This is a genomic window from Pontibacter sp. GD7, from assembly GCF_058216375.1.
In genome coordinates this window covers 365,776-381,528 of the sequence record NZ_JBYZMP010000003.1, presented here as the reverse complement: position 1 = coordinate 381,528, position 15,753 = coordinate 365,776, and the positions used below count along the sequence as shown (strand labels likewise).

General features: G+C 47.8%; 17 protein-coding genes. 12 read left to right on the top strand and 5 right to left on the bottom strand.

The window, feature by feature from the left end:
• Positions 1-59 precede the first annotated feature (59 nt).
• Both AC4BAP_RS07185 and AC4BAP_RS07180 read left to right on the top strand, forming a co-directional pair.
• Positions 60-1,823, top strand: a complete 1,764-nt coding sequence (locus tag AC4BAP_RS07185) for a hypothetical protein (RefSeq protein ID WP_490581943.1) — start codon at positions 60-62, stop codon at positions 1,821-1,823.
• 87 nt (positions 1,824-1,910) lie between these two features.
• Positions 1,911-2,894 (top strand): pyruvate dehydrogenase complex E1 component subunit beta, encoded by a 984-nt coding sequence (locus tag AC4BAP_RS07180; RefSeq protein WP_490581942.1) that lies wholly within the window; start codon positions 1,911-1,913, stop codon positions 2,892-2,894.
• A gap of 32 nt (positions 2,895-2,926) precedes the next feature.
• Here the strand turns inward: AC4BAP_RS07180 and AC4BAP_RS07175 are convergent, their stop codons facing one another.
• The 3 genes from AC4BAP_RS07175 to AC4BAP_RS07165 all read right to left on the bottom strand — a co-directional run bounded on the left by AC4BAP_RS07175 (position 2,927) and on the right by AC4BAP_RS07165 (position 5,448).
• Positions 2,927-3,883, bottom strand: a complete 957-nt coding sequence (locus AC4BAP_RS07175; protein WP_490581941.1) for a YihY/virulence factor BrkB family protein — start codon at positions 3,881-3,883, stop codon at positions 2,927-2,929.
• A gap of 123 nt (positions 3,884-4,006) precedes the next feature.
• On the bottom strand, positions 4,007-4,681 hold the full coding sequence (locus AC4BAP_RS07170; protein WP_490581940.1) for a nitroreductase family protein: 675 nt from the start codon (positions 4,679-4,681) through the stop codon (positions 4,007-4,009).
• Between the two features lie 59 nt (positions 4,682-4,740).
• Positions 4,741-5,448: a class I SAM-dependent methyltransferase gene (locus AC4BAP_RS07165; protein ID WP_490581939.1), complete on the bottom strand. Its 708-nt coding sequence runs from the start codon at positions 5,446-5,448 to the stop codon at positions 4,741-4,743.
• 202 nt (positions 5,449-5,650) lie between these two features.
• Here AC4BAP_RS07165 and AC4BAP_RS07160 point away from each other — a divergent pair, with 202 nt between their 5' ends.
• A complete protein-coding gene (locus tag AC4BAP_RS07160; protein WP_490581938.1) occupies positions 5,651-6,217 on the top strand; it encodes a DinB family protein in 567 nt (188 codons plus the stop codon).
• A 361-nt stretch (positions 6,218-6,578) separates the two neighbouring features.
• Entirely contained in the window at positions 6,579-7,046 is a 468-nt protein-coding gene (locus AC4BAP_RS07155; RefSeq protein WP_490581937.1) for a MaoC family dehydratase, read from the top strand.
• Positions 7,047-7,118: 72 nt separating this feature from the next.
• Here the strand turns inward: AC4BAP_RS07155 and AC4BAP_RS07150 are convergent, their stop codons facing one another.
• Positions 7,119-7,331, bottom strand: coding sequence for a hypothetical protein (locus AC4BAP_RS07150; RefSeq protein ID WP_490581936.1), 213 nt, complete (start codon positions 7,329-7,331; stop codon positions 7,119-7,121).
• Between the two features lie 218 nt (positions 7,332-7,549).
• Here AC4BAP_RS07150 and AC4BAP_RS07145 point away from each other — a divergent pair, with 218 nt between their 5' ends.
• The 4 genes from AC4BAP_RS07145 to AC4BAP_RS07130 all read left to right on the top strand — a co-directional run bounded on the left by AC4BAP_RS07145 (position 7,550) and on the right by AC4BAP_RS07130 (position 11,556).
• Complete coding sequence (locus AC4BAP_RS07145) at positions 7,550-8,455, top strand: LysR family transcriptional regulator (RefSeq protein WP_490581935.1); 906 nt, start codon at positions 7,550-7,552, stop codon at positions 8,453-8,455.
• A gap of 76 nt (positions 8,456-8,531) precedes the next feature.
• The gene (locus AC4BAP_RS07140; RefSeq protein WP_490581934.1) at positions 8,532-9,734 is read left to right on the top strand and encodes a threonine synthase; all 1,203 of its coding nucleotides are present in this window, start codon (positions 8,532-8,534) and stop codon (positions 9,732-9,734) included.
• A gap of 303 nt (positions 9,735-10,037) precedes the next feature.
• On the top strand, positions 10,038-10,949 hold the full coding sequence (locus AC4BAP_RS07135; RefSeq protein ID WP_490581933.1) for a polysaccharide deacetylase family protein: 912 nt from the start codon (positions 10,038-10,040) through the stop codon (positions 10,947-10,949).
• A gap of 7 nt (positions 10,950-10,956) precedes the next feature.
• Entirely contained in the window at positions 10,957-11,556 is a 600-nt protein-coding gene (locus AC4BAP_RS07130; RefSeq protein ID WP_490581932.1) for a DUF429 domain-containing protein, read from the top strand.
• Here AC4BAP_RS07130 and AC4BAP_RS07125 read toward each other — a convergent pair.
• Positions 11,553-12,158 carry a hypothetical protein gene (locus tag AC4BAP_RS07125; protein ID WP_490581931.1) on the bottom strand — a complete coding sequence of 202 codons (606 nt, stop codon included), beginning with the start codon at positions 12,156-12,158 and terminating at the stop codon, positions 11,553-11,555. The genes AC4BAP_RS07130 and AC4BAP_RS07125 overlap by 4 nt on opposite strands.
• Positions 12,159-12,490: 332 nt before the next feature.
• Here AC4BAP_RS07125 and AC4BAP_RS07120 point away from each other — a divergent pair, with 332 nt between their 5' ends.
• The 4 genes from AC4BAP_RS07120 (at position 12,491) to AC4BAP_RS07105 (ending at position 15,732) form a co-directional block, all read left to right on the top strand.
• Complete coding sequence (locus AC4BAP_RS07120) at positions 12,491-12,952, top strand: nucleoside deaminase (RefSeq protein ID WP_490581930.1); 462 nt, start codon at positions 12,491-12,493, stop codon at positions 12,950-12,952.
• Positions 12,953-13,055: 103 nt separating this feature from the next.
• Positions 13,056-14,576 carry a sensor histidine kinase gene (locus AC4BAP_RS07115; protein ID WP_490581929.1) on the top strand — a complete coding sequence of 507 codons (1,521 nt, stop codon included), beginning with the start codon at positions 13,056-13,058 and terminating at the stop codon, positions 14,574-14,576.
• Positions 14,577-14,586: 10 nt separating this feature from the next.
• Positions 14,587-15,315: a sensor histidine kinase gene (locus tag AC4BAP_RS07110; RefSeq protein WP_490581928.1), complete on the top strand. Its 729-nt coding sequence runs from the start codon at positions 14,587-14,589 to the stop codon at positions 15,313-15,315.
• 6 nt (positions 15,316-15,321) lie between these two features.
• Positions 15,322-15,732, top strand: coding sequence for a response regulator (locus AC4BAP_RS07105; RefSeq protein WP_490581927.1), 411 nt, complete (start codon positions 15,322-15,324; stop codon positions 15,730-15,732).
• Positions 15,733-15,753 lie beyond the last annotated feature (21 nt).

Here is a 15,753-nt window from a genome sequence, read left to right as displayed (position 1 = left end):
GTTATGGTGTACATGTTTACGGTTAATGCTAATTTCGGGATATGCCACTACACCTATTTTTGAAAAATAGACTTTTACTCTCTTCCATACTTTTTGCACTCTTTTGCTCTGGTTGCACGCTTTCGCGTATGCTAAAAACCGCCGAAAAAGAACAACGCATTACAGTAGAGCCTAACCCCATTATGGCCAATGGGCAACTGGTAACCTTCGAGGTTAAGGCACAGGTTCCAGAAAAGCTCATCAGAGACAAACAGCGGTACAAGCTGGATGTTTATTACGAGTACGACCAGCAGGTGCGCGAAAATGTCGGTTCCCTTAATTTTGAATTCGGAGAGTTTATCTATGAACGCGGCACCCCCACAATTTCCAAGGTGATGTCGTTCCCGTATGCCCCTAAAAAAGAAGACGGCCGGTTAATGGTACAGGGCATGGCCATTGACAAAGAAAGCGGGGATGTGAAGTATGCCGACCCAAAACAGGTTGCCGTTGGTCTGAACACAACACCGCTGCTGCTGGTACGCAACAACACCTACGACTTTATCCCGGACAATTACAGGGAGGAAGCCGAAAAACCAGCCACCCTTACCTTTTATTTTGAGCAGAATAAGGCTAAGCTGAGAAGTTACATAGGCTCTAACCTGGAAGTACTGGACAAGTATATTTCCGATAACGTCGCGCAGCAAAGTATAAGCATCACCGCAGGCCAGTCCCCGGATGAGATCGGGACAAATATTGCCCAGGCAAGAGCCAAAGAACTGGAGAACTACTACCGACAGCAACTGCAGGCAAACGACTACAGCAACAAAAAGGTAAGTATAAAAACAGCCACCCGGCCAAATACGCTCAGCCTTTTAAAAGACAGAATTGCGGCATCTGCCTTACCCAAAAAAGAAAAACAGGACTTACTTGCCATACTTGACAGCTCAAAAAATGACAGTGAAAAAATTAAGGCCTTGGAGCAGACAAAGTCTTATGAATACCTGCAGCAGTATGTGTACCCTGTAATGCGCCATGCAGAGGTAAGCTTTAACTATAACCGCGACCGCAAAGCGGATTATGAACTATACCTGCTGGCAAAGCAGATCGCCGAAGATAAAATTTCTGCAGACGCGCTTACGGAGGAAGAACTGCAATATGCGGCCAACCTGACTCCACTGCTTAACGAGAAGCGTAAATTTTACGAGGCTGCCGTAAGATCCACTGACAAATGGCCTGCATATTATAACCTGGGTGTGGTATATACCGAGATGGCACGAAAAGAATACCGCCCAAAGGCAAAGCAGGCCCTGCTGGCAAAAGCCATCCACAACCTTACGTTTGCCGGCTTCCGTAACCCGACTGCCAAAGTATACTATAGCCTGGCAAGTGCCTATCACCAACGCAACGACTTCCTGGAGGCTTTGCAGTATTACGACTATGCCATAAAGCTGGGCGGCACCCAGGAGGAGCTGCAACGCATTTTCGCCGACAAGGCTGCCCTGGAAATAGAGGTTGGGCAGTACGACGATGCCATTGAAAACCTGCGCTATGCCGGCGACAGTTACCAGACCAACATTAACCTTGGCCTGAGCTACCTACTGAAGGAAAATTACGAAGGGGCGCAGCAGTTCTATACTTCGGCACTGCAACAAAAGCCAAACGACGCCCTGGCCTATTACAGCCTGGCAATTATCGGGGCAAGAACGCAGAACGGGCAAATGCTGGAAGAGAACCTGCGAAAAGCAGTGAAATCGGATCCTGCCTACACCGAAAAAGCCATAAACAGCCTCGAGTTTAAGCCTTACCGCAACAAGCCAGCCTATAAAGATGCGCTGATCAGGTAAATGCAGATGCTAAAAACTTACGAGTACATTGTAAATTGACAGACTTCTTTTAATTTTACCCTCTGAACAGAGAATTAAACATCTTATATGCGAAGTATACAGTTTAGAGAGGCCCTGCGCGAAGCTATGTCGGAGGAAATGCGCCGTGATGAGAGCGTGTTTCTGATGGGTGAAGAAGTAGCAGAGTACAACGGTGCCTATAAAGTGAGCCAGGGCATGCTGGACGAGTTTGGTCCGGAGCGTGTGATTGATACACCAATTGCCGAGCTTGGTTTTGCCGGTATCGGTGTGGGTGCATCTATGAACGGCCTGCGCCCTATCGTAGAGTTCATGACATTCAACTTCTCTTTGGTAGCCATTGACCAGGTGATCAACTCAGCTGCTAAAATGATGTCGATGTCAGGTGGACAGTACTCCTGCCCTATCGTTTTCCGTGGACCTACCGGTAGCGCGGGTATGTTGTCTTCGCAGCACTCCCAGAACTTCGAGAACTGGTACGCAAACACGCCAGGTCTTAAAGTTGTGGTGCCATCTAACCCTTACGACGCTAAAGGCCTGATGAAGTCTGCCATCCGCGACAATGACCCTGTAATCTTCATGGAGTCTGAGCAGATGTACGGCGACAAAGGCGAGGTGCCTGAGGAGGAATACCTGATCCCGATCGGTGTTGCTGACATCAAGCGCGAAGGAACTGACGTAACCATCGTTTCTTTTGGCAAGATGATGAAGGTGGTGCTTGCTGCAGCTGAAGAACTGGCAAAAGACGGCATCAACGCGGAAGTGATCGACCTGCGCACTGTTCGCCCTATCGACTATAAAACACTGATAGAGTCTGTTAAAAAGACTAACCGCATGGTAGTGGTTGAGGAAGCATGGCCACTGGCCTCTATCTCTTCTGAGATCGCTTATCACATCCAGAGCAATGCCTTCGATTACATGGATGCTCCTGTGAAACGCGTAACCTGCCGCGACGTGCCGCTTCCGTATGCGCCAACGCTTATCGAGGCTTCGCTGCCAAACGTAGAGCGTACCATTGATGCGGTTAAAAAAGTAATGTACAAGAACGCTTAAGCGTTGCTTTGAACCCTATACAAAAAGGCGGCTCACAGAGAGTCGCCTTTTTCTTTTTCCTTCTCCACCACTTCCCCGGTATCAGGGTCCATCTCCACTTCTTTCTTTTTAACTTTAACAGCATGCTCTTCCGGCAAAATCCCCTTGTCGTGAGCGCGGGAATATACCTGTGTAAATTCTGCCCCCAACAAAAAAATTATGGATGTATAATACACCCAGACAAGTATGAGCACCAGCGAACCGGCGGCACCATAGGTATCGGCAAGCGGATCGTGCTGAAAGTATAATGTGAGTATATACTTACCGATAACGAAAAGTATAGCTGTAACCGAAGCACCCACCCATACATTGTGCCACTTGATCTTGGCATCCGGTAGTACTTTAAAAATGGCGGCAAAAATGATAATGCTGATCAAGATAGAAACCAGCATGTTGCCAACGGTTACAAAGTATACGGCAACCCCCGAAAGTTCCTGCCGCAGGTAATCGTATATGACTCCGAGCACCACATCAATAGAAAGCGAAACCAGCAGCAGGAAACCCAGGCTCACCACCATAGCCAGCGACAAAACCCTGGCTATGATCAGGTTCAACCAGGCTTTCTCTGGTTTTGCCTTTACCTCCCACATGGCGTTAAGCGAATCCTGTAAAGCCACAAAAACCGTTGTAGCCGTAAAGATCATGGTGGCCACCCCTACCAGCGTGCCAATAGTAGTGGCTGGCGACTGGCTTGCGTTTTCGATGATGTTCTGGATCTGTACTGCACTGCTGCGACCGATTACTCCCCCTATCTGGTTCACCAGTTCGCCGCGTACCGCATCCTGCCCAAACACGGCTCCAGCTATCCGGATGGTGATGATAAGTACGGCTGGTAGCGAGAAAATGGTATAGAAACCGATAATGGCCGCGTAATCGAGGGGATTATCTGCAATGAATTCTTTAAAGGTGCGCTTCGTCAGCGTCCAGGTATAGCTCAGTTTGGCATTCATCTATATCGTGTTTTAGCGTGCGTCAGAGTTAGCTACCATCCGGTGCCAACCTTTACATTGCCTTCATACGATACATACCCAGCTAGCGATATATGCACTAAGTAAGCTTTCGGGTTCTATTGATCAGGTATACCAGACAGCTACCTCATCCAAAGGCTTTCGCTTCAGGTCGGGCACCTGCGCATCTTCAGCCGGGTGCCCTACCGGTAGAAGCAGGTAAGGGCGTTCGTTGGCGGGCCGGTTCAGCAGCTTTGCCAGGAAATTCATGGGGCTTGGGGTATGGGTTAATGTAGCCAGGCCGGCCTGGTGAATGGCAGCGATCAGGAAACCACAGGCAATTCCTACCGACTCAGACACGTAATAATTGTTGCGCTTGCTGCCGTCTTCCTTCACATCGTAAATCTTCTTAAACACGATGATAAGCCAGGGAGCCGTTTCCAGGAATGGTTTCTGCCAGTCGGTGCCCAAGGGTGCCAGGTCCTCGAGCCACTCCGGCGTCATGCGGCCATGGTAGCTGTCATACTCCTCTTTTTCGGCGGCTTCGCGTATCTGTTTCTTTAGCTCCGGGTTAGACACAATGCAAAAGGTCCAGGGTTGCTTGTGTGCCCCGGAGGGCGCAGTGGAGGCCGTGAGCACAAGCTTTTCGATTACCTCGCGGCTTACAGGCTTGTCAGAAAAATCGCGCACAGAACGGCGCATGTCCATAGCCTCGTAGAAAGAGGTTGCATTTGCTTTGCTTTCTGCCTCAGAAACCTGTTTGGGGTGGTAAGGCACAAAAGGGTAAGACGTGGTGGCCATTCGCTATACTTTTAGTCTTTCTAAAGCTACTAAAAGTATAGCGAATTTGCATCTTTTGCTTATGTCAGGGTAAGTTTTGCCAGGTAGTTTCCTGCATCGCCTTCAAACAGCACTTCAAACGTATAGCCATGCTTAACCGCATAATCTTCCAGTATGGCGGGGTCTATGAACAACCAGTCGAACCAGCCGCTTTCCTGCGTTTTATACTTCATGTTATACTTTACCTCGCCATAATAGCCGGCATTCAGGTCCAGTACTACAGAGCCATCTTCATCTTCATACATGTACAGGATATCAGATGACTCCAGCAAAATTTGCCCGGAGGAGTTCAGCAATTTTTTGGCGTGCTCCAGAAAGCGATCCAACCCACTTAGGGTGCCGGCAACCCCAATGCCGTTCATCATTAATAGAAGTGTGTCGTAAGATCCTGATACCTCATACACATCCTGACGGACTACCTGTTTCACTCCCTGCTCTTTCATGGCCGCAACTGCGCCTTCTGAGATATCCAATGCCGTAACATCAAAGCCTAACGCTTGTAAAGCAAGCGCATGGCAGCCCGCGCCTGCCCCGATGTCCAGCACCCTGCCCTTACAATTATCAAGTGCCACTTGTTCCATTTCCGGCATTTCTGAAGGTACTCTAAACAGATAGTTTACAGGTATATGGTCATCTTCTGCCAGGTTACTTTCTACAATAATCACTGCATTTTGCTCACCTGCCATGTAATCAGATACTGCCAGCCCAATCGGATCGTTATTTTTCATATTGTTAGGTAATTCTGAATGCAAAGTAACGCACAAATTGTGTATTAAGAAATACCATTTTGAACAAAACCAATTATTATTAAAACTATATACTTGCAAATAACCTTACATATCAACCACTTACAATAAAAACAACTTTAAACATTGTTGCATTAATCGAAAAAATGAGTAGCTTTAGCCGTAGTATGTAAACCAAGTGCCCATGAATACAGCAGCTTACAGCCATATTGAACTTATGAATCCGAAACTGGAAATTAAGTACCTTAGCCTGGAAAAATCCCGGAACCGCTTGCTTGATGAGTTGGAGGGCCTCGACGATGAACTGTTGAACACAGCTCCTGCCACAGATAAATGGTCCATCAACCAGATCGTGTACCACCTGGTAGAATCGGAAAAGCTGACCACCTCGTACATACAATCCAAACTTCAGAAAGAAGAAACGCTTGGCGCTTCGGGCCTGTCCAATACGATAAAGTCTTTGATGCTTAAACTGGCCCTGCGTTCTGGCAGAAAGTATAAAGCCCCGGCTGCTGTGGCCACCGTGCCTGATAAAGTGCAGCTGCACAAGCTTCGCCAGCAGTGGGACACAAACCGCTATAAACTCGAGGATGTACTTAACGAAGTGCCGGCACACTTGATGGACAAGTGCCTTTTCAAGCATCCTTATGTTGGCCCTTTATCACTTACCCAAACGCTGAGCTTCCTGCAGGACCACTTCGACCACCACGAACGGCAGATACAGCAAATCCGAAGATCGCTTCTGAAATAACCCCTCGTAAGTATAGCCATAAAGTATAAGCCTGAATCAGTTTGATCTAACCGCTGTAAGCATAGTGCTGAGCTATACTTTAGTGGCTTACACTTAACACAGAAATACTATTTCGTGCATCGATGCCCGGGCACATGCTGCAGTGGCATATCCAATTTTCAAAAGTTTATACTTTATACTTCCGGACACCAAAGAAGCTGACTGACTTTGTTCTGGCCAAAACGCCGGGTGCATTTATAATTCCTAAATTTCTCTTCCTGAAAAGCAAAAAGCCATTAACTTTACAAAATAGCTTAAACCCTATACTTTAATTCAAGTATAGTACCATCTACACTGCCACAAACAACAAACGAACTAACGTATGAATAAATTAACCATCACAAGCTTCGACGATTTTGCGAAGTATGAAGGGGAAGAACTGGGCGTTTCGGAATACCATACCATAACCCAGGAGCAAATCCAGAAGTTTGCCGATGCCACCCTGGACCACCAGTGGATACACCTGGACCAGGAACGCGCCAAAACAGAATCGCCTTTTGGCAACACCATAGCCCACGGCTACTTAACTGTATCACTGCTGCCTTACCTGTGGTCTCAAATCATCGAGATCAAAAACCTGAAAATGCAGGTAAACTATGGGATCGAAGAACTGCGCTTTAACCAGCCTGTTATCGTGGACGGTGCCATCAGGTTAAAAGCCAAACTGGTTTCGCTTAAAAACCTGCGCGGCATAGCCAAGGCCCAGATAGAGGTTACCATGGAGATAAAGGACAACAAAAAGCCTGCGTTTACAGGGGTGGTAACGTTCCTGTACCATTTCAACGATTAAGGCTGACATCTTAAAAACAGAAGCGGCGCTGCAGTTAACTGTAGCGCCGCTTCTGTTTATTTATGGTTATACTTATTTGTCGGTTTGCTCGCCTTTGTTTTTAGCGTTCCAGGCGCCCTGCCCCTGCTGTTGGCTGGCAGTTGCCTTGGTGCCTTTTGTGCCCAAATCTACGGCGCCTTTATAGTTTGCCGTGTTTGAGGCGTTTTTAGGCACGTGCGTGGCGTTGGCATTGCTTGCTGGTTTGTTTCCTTTTTGCTCCTTGTTTTTATTCTTGTTGTCAGACATAGCTTTATACTTTTAATTCCTTGATTTTATACCTGCAATCTCACAGGTCTACTTTATTAGGTACGCCCCTCCCCTGCAGAGGTTTTTGGACAGCGGCACCAAAGGGATGTAATCATAAGAAAGAAAACTAAAAACCCAGGAAAGTATAACTTATAACCGGAAACAGTTTGTAAATTAGTACAATAAGGCCTCTAACCCTTTTATACTCCCAATACCGCATGCTGTCCCATCGCCATGACATATTTTTTGAGGTTGCCCGGGAGCTGAGCTTCACCAGGGCCAGCCAAAGCCTGTATATCAGCCAGTCCGCCATAAGCAAGCATGTTAAGGCACTGGAAGAGCACTATAAAGTGGGCCTGTTTGAGCGGCACGGAAACACCGTAAGCCTTACGCCTGCCGGCAAACTGCTTTACCAGAAACTTCTGAAGGCCCGCCAACTGCAGCACGAACTCTACGAAGACATTAAAAGCGTCAGTTCAGACTTCAGCCCACAGTCACGCATGGTTATCGGGTCCAGCACCACTATATCGCTGTATGTGTTGCCTCCCCTGCTTTCGAAGTACCTTGACCAGGACGCCAATGTGCAGATAACGCTTAAAAACCGTAACAGCGAAAACATCCTGAAGGCATTACTGGAGCACGAGATCGACCTTGGCATCAGCGAGGGCCTGACAAAGGTGAGCAATGTGACGTACACCCCTTTCATGACCGATGAGGTGATCGGCGTATGTTCGTCGCAGAGCCCGCTGGCAGGCAAAACACTTCAGCTAAAGGATTTGTACGAACTCCCCCTGGCCCTCCGCGAACATGGATCAGGCACGTTGGAGTCGTTGGAGGATGCCCTGCGCAGGAAAGGTGTAAAGCTGAGCAACCTGCCAGTAAAGATAAGACTGGGAGGCACCGAAGCTTTAAAGAATTTTGTAAGGGCTGACACCTGCCTTTCCTTTTTGCCAAGGCCAGCCGTGCATAAAGAGCTTCAGTCTGGTGAGTTGGTGGAAGTGCCTGTGTCCGGGCTGCAGGTAAAGCGATCCTTTTACTTTCTGCAGCGCAAAGGCACCGAGAGCGATGTGCTGCAGAAAAAGTTTATCCGTTTTATCAAAAGACAGTATTCCAAAATGGAATAGCCTATTCCGAATCTGCATTTATTTTAGTCATAGCAAAAGACTTACTTGCCGTAAAGGTTAGTAAAAAAACATTGCCATGATCACGTCAGTACACACCCTTAGCCGCATCTCCCATCTTTCCTGCTCAGCCTGTGGCTCCGAACATGCCGCCGAAGACCCTCAGTTAGTATCTACCTGTTGCCAGCTGCCGCTTGAAGCAAAATTTGATTACTCGGACCCACTGTATAAAAGTGTACTAAGCTCCAGGCCAGCCACCATGTGGCGCTACCGCGAAATGCTGCCCGTTATCTCGGATGAAAATATCGTTAGCCTTGGCGAAGGGTTCACACCTATCCTAAACCTGCAAAACCTTGGAGGCAAGTATGGCCTTAGCCGCTTAAAATTGAAAGACGAAGGCCAGAACCCCACAGGTTCCTTCAAAAGCAGGGGACTAAGTATGGCTATATCCAAAGCCAAAGAATTTGGCGTGAAAGGCTGTATTGTACCTACTGCCGGAAACGCGGGTGTTGCCATGGCTGCCTACTGCGCCAGGGCCGGCATGAAAGCCGTTGTAGTGATGCCAAGACATACGCCGAAAGCCTTTAAAGAAGAGTGCTACTGGTACGGTGCCGATGTACAGCTAGTGGATGGGCTGATAAACGACTGTGCTGCCCGTGCAAAAGAGTTGAACGCTAAAGGCAGTTTACTAGATGTGTCCACGCTGAAGGAACCATACCGGCTGGAAGGCAAAAAAACAATGGGTTATGAAATTGCAGAGCAACTGAACTGGTACCTGCCCGATGTTATACTTTATCCTGCCGGCGGCGGAACCGGCCTGATCGGCATCTGGAAGGCCTTTCAGGAAATGCGGCAATTGGGCTGGCTGCACAAAAGTATAAAACTGCCCCGCATGATAGCCGTGCAGGCCGCAAACTGCCAGCCGCTTGTAGAAACGTACCTCGGCAACCAGGAAAACTGTAAAACCTATACCGGTAAGCCTACCATTGCAAACGGCCTTGCCGTGCCGCGCCCCATCGGTGAGCAAATGATGCTGCGAGTAATAAAGCAGTCGCAGGGTTTGGCAATAGGCATAACCGAACAGGAAATGCTGGAAGGACTGCGTGAGTTAGCGAAGAACGAAGGCCTGTTTGTAGCCCCGGAAGGTGCTGCGCTCTGGATGGCAACCCGCAAGCTCATCAAATGCGGGGATATCGGTAAAGAGGAGCATATCCTGTTGCTGAACACGGGCAGTGGCCAAAAGTACATGGAAAACGTGGAGGGGAAGTATACTGCTGATTAAGCTTTTCTTTGTTCGGGTTACGAGTTGACTTACCCGTTTGAGGTTTCACAAGCTGCACAAGCTGCCAGACAAAGGTGAACTTGCCATTTTGGTGAAAGTATCATTTACTGTGGGGTACATCATTGCCCAACAAAAAATATACTTTGTTTACGTTTAATAGCACTGGAGTCAGGTTATACTTTATGCAGGTGAACCTGGAAATGCTACTGCTTCGGAAGCTCCTGTAAATTTTAGAAAAAAACACCTCCCTCCTTTTCTCAGGCAAAGTATAAATAAGTAAATTGATGCTCTTACTACATTCGTATGCGTACCTTTTATACAATTGCCTGCCTTGGTCTTTCCATCTGCTCGGCCATACTTTTTTCGTCCTGCGAACAAGCAAGCACAAATGAGCTGAAAACAGTGCAGGCAGCTACTCCTGACACACTGCCCGATACTTTACAACCCGTAACGGTTTCTCATGCTGAGCCAACACCTGAACCTGACAATGAGGAAAGTATAAACCTGAACGCAGATGCCGCCACTATACTTGCCAGGCCGCAGGTACCTATACTTTGCTACCACCAGGTACGCGACTGGCGCGACTCCGACTCCAAACAGGCCAGGGATTATATTGTGCCGACAGAGCGGTTTAAAGCGCAGATGCAAATGCTTGCAGATAGCGGTTACCAGACCATACTACCCGACCAACTGATAGCCTACTTAACCACAGGTGCCCCGCTACCCGAAAAACCCGTCATGCTTACTTTTGACGACACCAATCTGGACCAGTATACCACCGCCTTGCCTGAGCTGGAAAAGCATGACTTTAAGGCTGTGTTCTTTATCATGACGGTATCACTTAACAGGCCACGCTACATGACCAGAGAGCAGGTAAAGGAACTTTCGGATAAGGGACACGTGATCGGCAGCCATACCTGGGACCACCACAACGTAAAAAAATACGAGGGCAACGACTGGGAAACGCAAGTGGCAAAACCAAAGCGTGTGTTGGAGGAGATAACAGGTAAGCCGGTTTTATACTTTGCCTACCCCTTCGGCCTCTGGAACCAGCAAGCCATACCCGAACTCCGTAACCATGGCCTGACGGCCGCTTTCCAGTTGGCAGCAAAACGGGATGAACAGGATCCACTTTACACAATCAGGCGTATAATTGCCAGTGGTTACTGGGATTCCACAAGACTTTACAAGAACATGGTAGGTAGTTTTAAATAGTTAAAGCATGCAAGATGCAGCGCAGATCATCGGGATTGACTATGGTTCTAAACTGGCCGGAACCACTGCCGCCGCATTTGTGAAAGACGGGAAGCTACAGGTAAGCCAAACACAGCGAGGCCAGGATGCGGATGCGTGGATTCTCGAACTTGCATCTACCCTCCATCCAAAGGCCATATATATTGATGCGCCTTTAAGCCTGCCAAAAGTATACAGCCAGGGTGTTTTCACTCCTGAAGCAGCGTACTTCTACAGAGCCTGCGACAGAGAAGTGCAGGCCATGTCGCCGATGTTTATTGGTGGGCTCACCGCCAGGGCCATACAGTTCAGGGCCAGATTGGCAGAGACAGGTATTGCGGTCCTGGAAACCTACCCCAGCCAACTAAACAAGCTATTGTTCAGCCATTTGCAAGGCTACAAAAAAAGTCCTGCAGCACTACCTGTTTTCACAGAAGCACTGCAGGACTTGTTGCCTTTTCCATTGGCCCATTTGCCTGCAAACTGGCACCAGTTTGATAGCCTGCTTGCCTGGCTGAGCGGTTACCGGCATACGCTGGGCACATCGGTTCTTTATGGTGATGCCAGGGAGGGCCGAATTATAGTTTAGTTGTCGTCTCCCACGTCAGCAGCTGTTTCCAGGGTTGTGAACTCCAGCTGCAAGGCCTTTATCTTCACTTCTGATTCCGTGGAAACATCATTCAGTTCTTTTCTTCGGTTATTTAAAGACTCCAGCACCATTTTGGCCATTTTCCAGTCCTGGTTAGACCAAGTGCCTTTGTTTTTGCGCACATTCTCCATAAAGGTAATGTAAGCCTCACGCACGTTGGTGTTGGTTATGGTGCTAAGATCTGCATACTGCCCCAGGAGTGCACTCTGCCACTCTACCATACTGCTCTCATGGCGCGCTTCCATATAGCGCGTGTCAGCATCGTTAAACTCTTGCTTCAGCTGTTTGTACTCTTCTTTTACCTCTGCTGTAAAATTATCCTGCACCTGGTCCAGTTCGTCTGTGCGCATCTTAAAATCCGACTTGGCACGTTTCCAGTCCTCTTCGGTTTTCTGCGCTAAGTTAGAGGTTGTGTTTCGAACCCAACTTCTGAAGTCTGCCAGTTCATCTTTTGTTTCCATTTCGGCTTCTTTTGTGCCGGAGCATCCGCTAAACATGGCTACTAAGAGCAGCATACTTAACCACATGGATATTTTTCTCATAGTTTTATAGCTTTTGGTTTAACTAAGTTCTATTACGCATAGGCTAGGCATAAGATATCATTCCCTGACAAAAACACATATACTCACTGATAATCAACTCAATACAACATAACCCTCAACAAACAACATCGTAATTATTAAAAACAAAATAATTTTTATTATATTTACATATCACCCTGAAGACCTGGAAAATAGCAATAGCCCATTCTACGAGTATGCAGTGACAGCACAAATGTAGTATGGGCTTTTCCTGTTTACAGCTTTCCCATTCAAACCCCCGTGGCATTTTACGTGTATCTATCAAGGCATCATCATGTTTGTATTGGCATAGAATGGGAAATGAGAAATTTATGCGAGAGGCTATCCGTCTGTCCGAAGAGAAAATGAAGGCGGGTTTCGGAGGTCCGTTTGGAGCCGTTGTGGTTTGCAACGGCCAGGTAATCTCAAGGGGCTACAACAATGTATTCTCCTCAAACGACCCCACCGCACACGCCGAAGTGGACGCCATCAGAAAGGCCTGCCAGGCCCTGGGCAGATTTGAACTACCCGACTGCGAATTATACACCAGCTGCGAGCCTTGCCCTATGTGCCTGGGTGCCGTTTACTGGGCCCGACTTAAGCAGGTATACTTTGGCAACACACGCCAGGATGCCGCTGCCATTGGTTTCGACGATGATTTTATCTACCAGGAGCTAAAATTACCCCTGACCCAACGCCACATTTCCATGCAACAGTTGCTCCCTGAGGAAGCGAAAACAGCTTTTAAAGTATGGCAACTAAAAGTAAATAAGTAGTGTTTGCTGCTAAACTGTGCAATTGCACTATATTGCATACACTTTGCAAGATCAGGTAACGTGTTCCGATCAACACGATCTGTGAGCATTTATACTTAACCTGATGAAGCTAGTACCCAAAATTTACCTTGCCTTTGCCTCTATCCTGCTGATCTTCTCTTTCGTGACCTTTACTTATGTCAGGCAATCCGGGAAAGTAGAGGAGAACATCAAATTGGCCCTTACCTCATCAGAGGCATTGCGTGCAGCCGAGGGTATGAACAAAGCGGTGATAGATGCCGAAACCGGTGTCCGTGGTTTCCAGATATCTGATAACGAGGCTTTCCTGGCTCCCTATTACCGGGGTAAGCATACCTATGAGCTAAAGCGCAAAGAACTCCTCAAACTCGTTACAGACGAAGATCAGTTAAGGATCATCAACAGCATTGACGACGATTTTAACAAGTGGCAGCGTATTTTTGCAGAGCAGTCTATCCGGGTACAGCGCAGGGCGCTTGCATCGCCGGAGCACATGCCCGAGTTCCTGGACTTTAAAGAGAACGTGGTACGCAAAGGTGTTGGCAAACGCATAACCGATCAGATCAGGAAGCAGTTTATGGAATTTGAGCACCAGGAACTGCTGCAGCGTGAGGCCCGCATGAACAATCTTAACCAGTCTATTGCCAGCACAAGAAACCTGTCCGTCATTTTAACGGGGATAAGTATACTTATCGGCATCATAGTGGTGATACTGCTTGCCAAAACAATCCGTGGCAGGCTCTCTGAGATGTCTAAAATGGCAAACGAAGTCGCCATGGGCCATTTCGATGTGGCGTTAAAAGACAGCCGTCAGGATGAGATCAGCCAGGTTTCGGACTCGCTAAACATCATGGCCATGCGCCTGAACGACAACTTTGCCGCGCTGCAAAAGAAAAACCATGAGCTGGACCAGTTCGCGTATGTGGTTTCCCATGACCTGAAGGCTCCGCTGAGGGCAATAAACAGCCTGGCCGAGTGGATAGAAGAAGACCTGCCTGACATTGACCCGGAAGTAAAGCATAACCTGGAGCTGATGCGCGGACGTGTGCTACGCATGGAGAACCTGATAAACGGCATACTTGAGTACTCACGCATTGGCCGAAAAAAACTACCTCAGGACCACTTCGCCACAACACAGCTTGTACACGAGATCATTGATTCGTTGTCACCGGAAGAGCATGTTAAAATTATTGTTCAGCCAGACCTGCCGGAGGTAGTAGCTGAGCGGATCCTGATATACCAGGTGTTTGCCAACCTTATCAGCAATGCCATTAAGTACAACGACAAGCCTGAGCCAGTAATAGAGATTGGATTTACCCCCCAGGCTACTGGCAATGAGTTTTGGGTTAAGGACAACGGCCCTGGTATACCGAAGGAGTATCATCAGAAGGTGTTCGGTATTTTCCAGACCATGGAGTCCAGGGATAAGCGTGAGAGCACAGGCATTGGGCTGGCCATTGTAAAGAAGATCCTGGAGGAAAAGGGTGGCTACATACGCTTGGAGTCTGGTGAGGGCGAAGGCAGCACCTTTATCTTTTGCTGGCCAAAAGGCACAGAAACCGAGACCAGCCAGCGTTACAGTACCCACACTCAGTTAGTATCATAAAACCACTACCATGATGCGTGAGCAGAACTGCCCGGAACAGTTAGAGCAACTCAAAAAAGAGTTCGATGAGTTTGCCTACATCGTATCGCACGATTTTAAAGCCCCTATCCGCGCTATTTCCAACCTTTCCAGTTGGATCGAGGAGGATCTGGGAGATAATACCAACGAGGACGTCATAGAGAATATCCGCCTGCTCCGGAACAGGGCCAGCAGGCTGGAGCACATGATCGAGGCGCTGTTGCGCTACTCTAGGGTGGGCAGGCACGACATTGAACAGGAACAAACCGACACCAATGAACTGATACGCAGCCTGGCAAAAGAGTTTGATGGCAAGGTTAACGTACAGGCCACCGGAAAATTGCCGGAATTTTATACTTATAAGAAGAAATTACACGATGTTTTCCGTAATTTGGTAGCCAATACAGCCACCTTCAGTAAAAAGGAACATTCATCTGTTTTGATTACCTGCAACTTCGACGATCCGGAGTTTTACGAATTTTCAGTTGCAGACAACGGGCAGGGTGTACCGGCTGGGGCACTGGACAAAATATTTGACTTATACTACACCGTATCTGCCAAAGATGCCCACGATACAGTTGGTGCAGGATTAGCGATTTCAAAAAAAATTATCCAATTTGTGCAGGGTTCAATCCGTGCCGAACACAACAATGAAAACGGGCTTACAGTTAGATTTACGTGGCCAAAACATGTAAGCGCCACAAACATATCTCAAGATTAAGCTTTTATGGAAAAACAGGTGAACATCCTGCTGGTTGAGGATGACGAGGTTGACATTATGAATGTTCGGCGGGCATTCAAGAAAAACAACATCAGCAACCCATTATTTATTGCACGCAATGGTTTAGAGGCACTGGAGATGCTACGCTCCGGCCAGGTGCCTTTCCCGCATATTATCATCCTGGACATTAACATGCCCAAGATGAACGGCATCGAGTTTCTGAAGGAACTACGCGCCGATGAAGACTTTAAGAGCGCCAGCGTTTTTGTGATGACCACCTCAAATGAGGACAGCGACAAAATAAATGCCTATAACTTTAATGTGGCCGGCTATATTCTAAAGCCCCTGTCATTTGAGAAGTTCATTGCCTCCGTATCCACGCTTAACAATTACTGGAAACTCTGTGAGCGGCCCTAGGCTTGCCGGCTTATAGCTAGT